The organism is Geodermatophilus sp. SYSU D00696 (assembly GCF_054050235.1).
On record NZ_JBJGYY010000069.1, the window covers coordinates 1 to 8,113 of the forward strand.

7 protein-coding genes are annotated in these 8,113 nt (G+C 74.7%); 1 reads left to right on the top strand and 6 read right to left on the bottom strand.

Annotated elements, in window-relative coordinates:
- Positions 1 to 86: 86 nt before the first annotated feature.
- The 6 genes from ACI79O_RS23875 to ACI79O_RS23900 all read right to left on the bottom strand — a co-directional run bounded on the left by ACI79O_RS23875 (position 87) and on the right by ACI79O_RS23900 (position 5,796).
- The gene (locus ACI79O_RS23875; protein ID WP_456893436.1) at positions 87 to 1,049 is read right to left on the bottom strand and encodes an electron transfer flavoprotein subunit alpha/FixB family protein; all 963 of its coding nucleotides are present in this window, start codon (positions 1,047 to 1,049) and stop codon (positions 87 to 89) included.
- Positions 1,050 to 1,087: 38 nt separating this feature from the next.
- Complete coding sequence (locus ACI79O_RS23880) at positions 1,088 to 1,867, bottom strand: electron transfer flavoprotein subunit beta/FixA family protein (protein ID WP_456877291.1); 780 nt, start codon at positions 1,865 to 1,867, stop codon at positions 1,088 to 1,090.
- Between the two features lie 120 nt (positions 1,868 to 1,987).
- Entirely contained in the window at positions 1,988 to 3,094 is a 1,107-nt protein-coding gene (cds1, locus tag ACI79O_RS23885; protein WP_456893434.1) for an L-cysteine desulfhydrase Cds1, read from the bottom strand.
- A gap of 26 nt (positions 3,095 to 3,120) precedes the next feature.
- Positions 3,121 to 4,164 carry an ABC transporter ATP-binding protein gene (locus ACI79O_RS23890; RefSeq protein WP_456893433.1) on the bottom strand — a complete coding sequence of 348 codons (1,044 nt, stop codon included), beginning with the start codon at positions 4,162 to 4,164 and terminating at the stop codon, positions 3,121 to 3,123.
- A 2-nt stretch (positions 4,165 to 4,166) separates the two neighbouring features.
- Positions 4,167 to 4,955, bottom strand: coding sequence for an enoyl-CoA hydratase/isomerase family protein (locus ACI79O_RS23895; protein ID WP_456915364.1), 789 nt, complete (start codon positions 4,953 to 4,955; stop codon positions 4,167 to 4,169).
- A 10-nt stretch (positions 4,956 to 4,965) separates the two neighbouring features.
- Entirely contained in the window at positions 4,966 to 5,796 is an 831-nt protein-coding gene (locus ACI79O_RS23900) for an ABC transporter ATP-binding protein (RefSeq protein ID WP_456893429.1), read from the bottom strand.
- Between the two features lie 63 nt (positions 5,797 to 5,859).
- On the opposite strand from ACI79O_RS23900, the gene glgX reads away from it, so the two are divergent.
- Positions 5,860 to 7,995, top strand: a complete 2,136-nt coding sequence (gene glgX / locus ACI79O_RS23905; RefSeq protein ID WP_456893427.1) for a glycogen debranching protein GlgX — start codon at positions 5,860 to 5,862, stop codon at positions 7,993 to 7,995.
- Positions 7,996 to 8,113: the final 118 nt, after the last annotated feature.

An 8,113-nucleotide genomic window follows, 5' to 3' on the forward strand; every position in this document is an offset into this window, starting at 1 on the left:
CGCCGCGCGCGGCGGGGGGGGTCGGGGGACCCCCCCCCGCGGCCCCCCCCCCCCCCGCCGCCCGCCCCCACGACGTGCTGGTGCTGCTACCGGCGGGCCTTGATCAGCTCGGTGGCCTTGGGGGCGACCTGGAACAGGTCACCGACGACACCGAAGTCGGCCAGCTCGAAGATCGGGGCCTCGGGGTCCTTGTTGACGGCCACGATGGTCTTGCTGGTCTGCATGCCGGCGCGGTGCTGGATGGCACCGGAGATGCCGACGGCGATGTAGAGCTGCGGCGAGACGGTCTTGCCGGTCTGCCCGACCTGGAAGCTGTGCGGGTAGAAGCCGGAGTCGACCGCGGCCCGCGAGGCACCGACGGCGCCGCCGAGGGAGTCGGCCAGGGCCTCGATCAGCGCGAAGTTGTCCGCGCTGCCGACCCCGCGGCCACCGGAGACCACGATCGCGGCCTCGGTCAGCTCGGGCCGGTTGCTCTTCTGCTCGACGACCCGGTCGACCACCCGGGTCTGCTTGGCCTGCTCGGAGATCGAGACCTCGACCGGGACCGTCTCGCCGGCGGCGGGGGCCGGCTCGGGGGCGACCGAGTTGCCGCGCAGGGTGTAGATCGGCGTGCCGACCGTCACCTTGGAGTGCACGATCTGCCCGCCGGCGAAGATCACCTGGGTGGCGGTGCCGTCGGGTGCGATCTCGGTGACGTCGGTGAGGAAGCCGCTGCCGGTCTTGAGCGCCAGCCGGCCGGCGACCTCCCGGCCCTCCGGGGAGGAGGGGATGACGACGGCGGCCGGCGACACCTGCTGCACCAGCTGCGCGAGCACCTCGGCCTTGGGCGCGACGAGGTACTCGTCGATCTCGGGGGACTCGGCGGCGTAGACCTTCGCCGCGCCGTACTCGGCGAGCCGATCGCGGGCGCCGGCGGCGACCCCGGGGCCCCCGGCGACGACCGCCGAGACCTCACCGAGCGCGCGGGCGGCGGTGAGCGCCTCCAGAGTCGTCTTGCGGACGGTGCCGTCGGCCGGGTTCAGCTCGACGAGGACCAGGACCTCTGCCATGGGTGTTCAGTCTCCTCTTCGCTGCGATCCGGGCCGGGTCAGACGAGCTTCTGCTCGGCCAGGAAGCCCACGAGCTTCTCCGCGCCGTCGCCCTCGTCGGTGACCTTGACGCCCTCGCCCTTGGGCGGGCGGCCGGAGAAGTCGACGACGGCGCTGGTGGCGGTGGCCAGGCCCACGGTGGAGGGGTCGATGCCCAGGTCGGCCAGCGACTTGGTCTCGACCGGCTTCTTCTTCGCGGCCATGATCCCCTTGAACGAGGGGTAGCGCGGCTCGTTGATGGTGTCCCAGGTGGACACGATGGCCGGCAGCGGGGCCTCCAGCGCCCAGAAGCCGCCGTCGGTCTGCCGCTCCACCTTGACCGTGGAGCCCTCGACGGTGAGCTTCTGCGCGCCCGACAGCTGCGGGATGCCCAGCCGCTCCGACAGCAGCGCGGGCATGACCGCGACCTGGCCGTCGGTGGACGTGGCGCCGGTCAGGACCAGGTCGTAGTCCAGCTGCTGCAGCGCCGCGGCGAGGATGCCGGAGGTCTGGATGGCGCACGAGCCGTGGATGGCGTCGTCGACGACGTGCACGGCCTTGTCCGCGCCCATCGACAGCGCCTTGCGGATCGCGTCGGTGGCCGAGGCCGGGCCGACGGTCAGGATGGTGACCTCGCCGCCCTGGGCCTCCTTGACCTGGAGGGCCTCCTCGATGGCGTACTCGTCGATCTCGTTGATGACGTTGTCCGCGGTGGCGCGGGCGACGGTGTTGTCCGACGGGTCCAGCGAGCGCTGGGTGCCGGAGTCGGGTACCTGCTTGACCAGAACGACGATGTTCATCGCCAGACCTACCTCCGCGATCGGTCTTGGGGGGACGCGGGCACGTGGGCCCGCCTGGCTCCGATAGTGGAGGCTACTGCCGGGTAACGGGGCGGCGTGCCGGGGTGCCGGTGACCCCGGTCACCCGGTCCACCGGCCGGTCGCGGAGAACTCCTTTAGCACCTCGGTGTGGGGGGCGAGGTCGAGTCCCTGGGCGGCCACCCAGGCGTCGGAGTGGTAGGTGTGCGCGTACCGCTCGCCGCCGTCGCAGAGCAGTGTGACGACGCTGCCGGTGCGCCCGGCGGCCACCATCTCGGCCACCAGCCGGAACGCCCCCCACAGGTTGGTGCCGGTGGAGCCGCCGGCCCGCCGTCCGGTCGCCCGCTCCAGGTGGTGGACCGCGGCCAGCGACGCGGCGTCGGGGACGCGGATCATCCGGTCGACCACCGTGGGGAGGAACGAGGGCTCCACCCGCGGCCGGCCGATGCCCTCGATCCGCGAGGGCGAGCCGGTGGTCCACGCGGGCTCGTCGTCCACCCAACCGGGGAAGAAGGCGGAGTTCTCCGGGTCGACGACGGCCAGCCGGGTGCGGTGCCGGCGGTAGCGCAGGTAGCGGCCGAAGGTGGCGCTGGTGCCGCCGGTCCCGGCGCCGACGACGACCCACTCGGGGACGGGGTGGCGCTCGAGGGCCAACTGCTCGAACACCGACTCGGCGATGGTGTTGTTGCCCCGCCAGTCGGTGGCCCGCTCGGCGTGGGTGAACTGGTCGAGGTAGTGGCCGCCGCACTCGGCGGCCAGCCGGCGGGCCTCGTCGTACATCTCCGGCGCCCGCTCGACGAAGTGGCACCGGCCGCCGTGGAACTCGATGAGCGCCACCTTCTCCGGGCTGGTCGAGGCCGGCATGACTGCCACGAACGGCAGGCCCAGCATCCGCGCGAAGTACGCCTCGCTCACCGCCGTCGACCCGCTCGAGGCCTCGACGACGGGGCTGCCCTCGGTGATCCAGCCCGAGCACAGCGCGTGCAGGAACAGCGAGCGGGCCAGCCGGTGCTTGAGGCTGCCGGTCGGGTGCGTGGACTCGTCCTTGAGGTAGAGCTCGACGCCCCACGCCGGCGGCAGCGGGTAGACCAGCAGGTGGGTGTCGGCGCTGCGCAGCGCGTCGGCCTCGACGACGGCCACGGCGCGGTCCACCCACGCCCGCCCGGCGGGGTCGGAACGGTCGACGTCGAGGAGGTCGGGGCTGCTCACCGGCCCATCCTCGTGCACCCCGGCGGTCAGTCCGGCGACCGCACCGTGACCAGCACCGGGTGCTCCGCCGGCGTCACGGTCACCGGCGTCCCCGGGAGCAGGTCCCGGCTGGTCGCGCTCGGGACGTCGGCCTGCACCTCGAGACCGTCGGGCAGCGCCACCGCCAGCCGGGAGGTGACCCCGGTGAAGGTCCGGGTGACGACCCGGCCCGCGCCCCGCCGGTCGGCGCTCACCTCCAGCGCCTCCGGCCGCACCAGCGCGGTCGCCGGACCCGGCGGTGGCGGCGCGCCCAGGACCTCCCGGCGGACGCCGAGGAACTCGACGTCGCCGTCGCCGAGCACGGCCGGGATGCGGTTCACCGTGCCGGCCGACTCGGCCACGAACACCGTCGCCGGCCGCTGGTAGAGCTCGTCGGGGGTGCCCACCTGCTCCACGCGGCCGTCGCGCAGCACGGCGACGCGGTCGGCGACGGCCAGCGCCTCGGCCGCGTCGGAGGTGGCGAGCAGGGTCGTCACGCCCGCGCGGAGCTGCAGCCGGCGGAGCTCCTCCCGCAGCGCCCGCTGGGTGGCGCCGCCGCAGCGGGCGAACGGCTCGTCGAGCAGCAGCACCTGCGGGTCGCCGGTGAGGGCCCGCACGAGGGCCAGGCGCAGCCGGTCGTGCGGGGACAGCCGGCGCACCCGCTCACCGGCGCGCCCCGCGAGCCCGACGAGGCCGAGCAGCCCGGCGGCCCGCCCCGCCGCCTCCGCGTCGGCGCCCCGGCGCGGCACGGCGGAGGCGGCGACGGTGCGGAACCGCGCGGGGCCGGGGTCAGCCGTGACCCGAGCGACCGCGCGCTCGGCCGCGGGCGTCCCGGTCACGTCCCGCCCGGCGAGGACCACCTGCCCGGGGTCAGGGCGCGCGACCCCGGCGACGACGTCGAGCACCGCCCGCCCGTGCGTGCCGGCGGGGTCGAGCAGGGCGACCAGCTCACCGGCGGCGACGTCGAGGTCGACCCCGTCGAGGGCAGGAGCGCTCGTCACGCCGGCCAGGCGCAGGGCGGCGCCGGGGGTCCGGCCCGGACTGCCCGTCACGGTCAGCGCCCGCTGAACGTCGCCTTCCCGGGGCCCTGCTCGAGGAACGAGCGCATGCCGGCCTTCTGGTCCTCGGTGTCGAACAGCTCGGCGAACAGCCGGCTCTCCAGCTCCAGCCCGCCCTGCAGCGGCAGGTCGAGCCCCTCGTCGACCGCGCGCTTGGCCGCGGCCAGCGCCAGCGGCGGGCCCGCCGCGAACTTGCGCGCCATCGCCACCGCCGTGTCGTACACCTCGGCGTCGGGGACGACCGCGTCGGCCAGGCCCAGCTCCAGGGCCTCCTCCGCGCCCACGTGCCGGCCGGTGAACACCAGGTCCTTGGCCTTCGCCGGGCCGACCAGGCGGGCGAGCCGCTGGGTGCCGCCGGCCCCGGGGATGACGCCGAGCAGGATCTCCGGCTGCCCGACCTTCGCGCCCGCCCCCATGACCCGGAAGTCCGCGCACAGCGCGAGCTCGTAGCCACCGCCCAGGGCGTAGCCGGTGATCGCGGCGATGACCGGCTTGGGGATGCGGGCGACCGTGGTGAAGCTGTTGGTCAGCTCCCGGCCCCAGGCCACCATCGACCGGCCGTCGAGCTGCGACATGGCCTTGATGTCAGCGCCGGCGGCGAACACCCGCTCGCCGCCGTAGAGGACGACGGCGCGCACGTCGGCCCGCTCACCGGCCTCGAGGGCCGCGGTCCGCACCTCGGTGTAGAGCTGCTCGTCGATCGCGTTCATCTTCGGGCGGTCGAGGCGGATCGTGCCGACGCCGTCGTCCACCGACAGGGTCACGGACCGGGGTGCTGCTGCCATGCCGGGCACCCTAGCCAGCGGCCGGGCCGCGGCGGGCGGTGAACCGGCCGTCGGAGCGCTCGAGCCGCAACGGCAGGCCGAAGGTCTGCGACAGCGCCGCGCCGGTGATCACCTGCGCCAGCGGGCCGGAGGCGACCACCGCGCCCTCGCGCAGCAGCAGCGCGTGGGTGTAGCCCGGCGGGATCTCCTCGACGTGGTGGGTGACCAGCACCTGCGCCGGGGCGTAGAGGTAGCGGGCGAGGTCGGACAGCCGGCTGACGAGGTCCTCCCGGCCGCCGAGGTCGAGGCCGGCACCGGGCTCGTCGAGCAGCAGCAGCTCCGGGTCGGGCATGAGCGCGCGGGCGATCTGCGTCCGCTTGCGCTCCCCTTCGCTGAGCGTGCCGAACGGGCGGTGGGCGATCGCCTGCACCCCCCACTGCTGCATGAGCAGCGCCGCCCGGCTGAGGTCGTGGATGTCGTAGCGCTCCCGGCCCCGCCCGACGACGGCGTACCCGGCCGACAGGACGACGTCGCCGGTGCGCTCCCCCGGCTCGATCCGCTGGGCCAGCGCGGCGCTGGTCAGCCCGATCCGCGGGCGCAGCTCGAAGACGTCGACCGCGCCCATCGTCTCGCCGAGCAGCCGCACCTCGCCGCGGGTCGGGTGCATGTGCGCGCCGGCGAGCTGCAGCAGCGTGGTCTTGCCCGCGCCGTTGGGCCCGAGGACCACCCAGCGCTGGTCGGGCAGGACGGTCCAGTCGATCCCGCGCAGCAGGTACGAGCCCCCGCGGACGACGTCCACCCCCCGCATCTCGACGACGGGCTCGGCTCCGGCGGGCCCGGGGGACGCGGCGCTGCTCGACACGACCCCATCCAACCAACTCCCCTGATCCCTCCGCCCGACAGGCGGACCGTGCAGTATCGCCGGGTGAGGAATCCCGAGGACGCCGCCGTGTGGCCGGGCTCCCCCGCGCCCCTCGGTGCGCACTGGGACGGCACCGGCACCAACTTCGCGGTGTGGTCGGCCGGCGCCACCGCCGTCGACCTGTGCCTGTTCGACCCCGACGGCGCCGAGCACCGCCACCGGCTGCAGGAGACCACCCACCAGGTGTGGCACGGCCGGCTGCCCGGCGTCGCCCCCGGCCAGCGCTACGGCTACCGGGTGCACGGCCCCTACCACCCCGGCGCCGGCGCGCGGTGGAACCCCGCCAAGCTGCTGCTGGATCCCTACACCCGCGCCGTCGACGGCGAGCTGACCCTCGACCCGGCGCTGTTCGGCCACCGCGCCGACGGCGTCGACGCCGGCACGCCCGACGGCCGCGACTCCGCGCCGTTCGTGCCGCGCGGCGTCGTCGTCCACGACTCCTTCCCGTGGGACGGCGACCGGCGGCCGAACACCCCGTGGTCGGACACCGTCATCTACGAGGTGCACGTCAAGGGCGCGACCATGCGCCACCCCGAGGTCCCGCCGGCGCTGCGCGGCACCTACGCGGGCCTGGCGCACCCGGCGTTCGTCGCGCACCTGCAGTCGCTCGGCGTCACCGCCGTGGAGCTGCTGCCGGTGCACCACTTCGTCAGCGAGCCGCACCTGCTGCGCCGCGGGCTGACCAACTACTGGGGCTACAACTCCCTCGCCTACTTCGCCCCGCACGCCGCCTACAGCTCGGCGGGCTCGGGCGGGGCGCAGGTCACCGAGTTCAAGGCGATGGTGAAGGCGCTGCACCAGGCCGGGATCGAGGTCGTCCTCGACGTCGTCTACAACCACACCGCCGAGGGCGACGCCACCGGCCCGACGCTGTCGCTGCGGGGCATCGACAACCCCGGCTACTACCGGCTCGACGGCGCCAACCCGGCCCGCTACACCGACTACACCGGCTGCGGGAACACCCTCGACGTCCGCCGGCCGCAGGTGCTGGCGATGCTCATGGACTCGCTGCGGTACTGGGTGACCGAGATGCACGTCGACGGGTTCCGTTTCGACCTGGCCGCGGCGCTCGCCCGCTCGATGCACGACGTCGACCGGCTCTCGGCGTTCTTCGACGTCGTCCACCAGGACCCGGTGGTCAGCCAGGTCAAGCTGATCGCCGAGCCGTGGGACATCGGCGAGGGCGGCTACCAGGTGGGCAACTTCCCGCCGCTGTGGACCGAGTGGAACGGGCGGTACCGCGACACCGTGCGTGACGTCTGGTCCGGCGCGCACGTCGGCGTCCGTGACCTGGCCTACCGGCTGACCGGCTCCTCGGACCTGTACCGCTCCGACGGCCGGCGCCCGTTCGCCAGCATCAACTTCGTCACCGCCCACGACGGGTTCACCCTCGCCGACCTGGTCACCTACGAGCGCAAGCGCAACGAGGCCAACGGCGAGGACAACCGGGACGGCGAGAGCCACAACCGCAACTGGAACTGCGGCGTCGAGGGGCCCACCGACGACCCCGCGGTGCAGGCGCTGCGGGCCCGCCAGGTGCGCAACCACCTGGCCACGCTGCTGCTGTCCACCGGCGTCCCGATGCTGACCGCGGGCGACGAGCTCGGCCGCAGCCAGGGCGGCAACAACAACGCCTACTGCCAGGACAACGAGGTCTCCTGGATCGACTGGGACGGCGTCGACGGGGACCTGCTGGACTTCGTCCGCCGGCTGGTGCGGGTGCGCCGCGACTCCCCGGTGCTGCGGCAGGAGGCCTTCTTCGAGGGGCACGAGATCCCGGCCACCGGCGGCACGCGGGACGTGGCCTGGTTCGCTCCCGCCGGCGGGCAGCTGACCACGGCGGACTGGTTCGACGCCGGCCTGCAGACGGTCGGCATGTACCTCGACGGCCGCGCGATCCGGCACCGCGACGAGCGCGGGCGGCCGGTGGTCGACGACTCCTACCTCGTGCAGCTGCACGCCGGGCCCGACCCGGTGACCGTGCACCTGCCCGGGGCGCCGTGGGCCGACGGCTACGAGCTCGTCGTGAGCACCGAGTACGCCACCGGGACGCCGCCGCGGCCGGCCGTCGTCGCGCCCGGGGCCATCGAGGTGCCGCCGCGCTGCGTCTGGCTGCTGCGGGTCCTGCGCCGCCCGTGAGGGTGTCCCGCCGGGATCAGGTGACCTGATCGTCGGGCGTCCTCCAACAACTTCCACCCGGCGGGCGGCCCCCCCGCCGGGGGGGTTGCCGCCCTGCGCGGGGGGCTGACGTGGGCCG

Bases quoted from the DNA above. Each gene is read 5' to 3' on its own strand.
- ACI79O_RS23880 (WP_456877291.1), bottom strand. From the start codon at position 1,867: ATGAACATCGTCGTTCTGGTCAAGCAGGTACCCGACTCCGGCACCCAG.
- ACI79O_RS23895 (WP_456915364.1), bottom strand. From the start codon at position 4,955: ATGGCAGCAGCACCCCGGTCCGTGACCCTGTCGGTGGACGACGGCGTC.
- ACI79O_RS23875 (WP_456893436.1), bottom strand. From the start codon at position 1,049: ATGGCAGAGGTCCTGGTCCTCGTCGAGCTGAACCCGGCCGACGGCACC.